The sequence below is a fragment of the Vibrio sp. RW genome, from assembly GCF_027587105.1.
Lineage (GTDB): Bacteria > Pseudomonadota > Gammaproteobacteria > Enterobacterales > Vibrionaceae > Vibrio > Vibrio toranzoniae.
The window spans coordinates 1-1,297 of the sequence record NZ_JAPPTM010000072.1 but is presented as its reverse complement, the minus strand read 5'-3'; the positions used below and the strand labels follow the sequence as shown (position 1 = coordinate 1,297).

At 44.3% G+C, this 1,297-nt stretch carries 1 protein-coding gene; it reads right to left on the bottom strand.

Annotation, left to right across the window (positions count from 1 at the left end):
- Nucleotides 1–8: 8 nt before the first annotated feature.
- On the bottom strand, nt 9–1,202 hold the full coding sequence (locus OCT63_RS21345; protein WP_269984590.1) for an ISL3 family transposase: 1,194 nt from the start codon (nt 1,200–1,202) through the stop codon (nt 9–11).
- Between the last annotated feature and the right edge of the window lie 95 nt (nt 1,203–1,297).

The window sequence follows — 1,297 nt, the reverse complement described above, 5'->3', positions numbered from 1 at the left end:
AAAAAGGTTCATCGCGGCTTTCCGGGGAAAGCCGCTTTTATCTTCAAGAAGAAGTAGTCTGTATCTCGATACCCATACCCCATTCGCTTGATTAACTTTATTTTGTTGTTTATCCCTTCCAATGTGCAGGTGTTGAGCGGATAACTTGCCGATGCGATAATACCGTGAAGATAAGGCCTCAGTTTTCGTGCGAACTCTTTCAATGGCTTAATTCCACTCTCTTGCACTTGTGCCCACCATACCTCCCAGAGCCCCTTAGCATGTGCTTCTGATTCACAATACCAAAGCTCTTTGAGTTGTGAGCCGAGTATATAAGTGGTCATTAAGTCCTTATTGATATTCAATATTTCGGTAAGGTAGCTATCTTGCCGTGGATTTAAGTTGCTTCTATTTTTCAACAATACCCAGCGTGAGCGCTTGACCCATTGCCTCGTTTTTTTATCCTGCTTGAGTTTGTTGGCTTGGTCGACTCTGACTCTATCCATCACCTCACGACCGAACTTAGCAACAACATGGAATAAGTCGTAAACGATTTTTGCGTTCGGGCAGTGTGCTTGAACTTCAAGGTCAAAAGCCGTATTCATGTCCATCGCGACCGCTTCGATATTGTTGCCATGCTTGCCTAACTGCTCGAAGAACGGTCGTATGTCCTTGCGGCTACGGCCTAACCCTATCCAAATGACTTGGTGAGTCTTAGCATCAGCGATAACTGTGGCATATCGGTGCCCTTTAAAGATGGCGAACTCGTCCATGACGAGTTGCCTTAGCCCTTCCCATTTCACTGACGGTACCACTTGGCGAAGTCGACGTTTATCTATCTCTTTAATGGTGTGCCAATGAACGCTCGTTAACTGGGAGATATGCTTAATGGGAAGAAGAGGCAGTAGTTGTTCTATATAGCTTTTTAGGCGCTTCGTTATACGAGCATAAGGCTCCAACCAAGATAGAGACTCTGTTTTTATGCCGCAGTCATGGCATTTAATCCTTCGAGTTTGAACGGAAAGTTCAACAGGAACATTGAACAACATGGCCTCTTTCACATGACGCCATTGATACTCATGGATAGCCTCGGCTTCAAGACCGCAAAGGCATTTAGCCTCAGAGTTCGGTTTAAGAGTCAGTGTAATAAGTGATGCTGTCTGGTGAGACTTTACTATTTTAAAGCCTTCCCAGAATGACGATAGGAAAGTATGATTCGGCATGAAAACGGTAGTTTGTGTATGATTTTTGTTTGGCGACTAAACCATATCACTTACTACCGTTTTTGTTTTTAGTTCCCGCTAATCCGCGATGAACC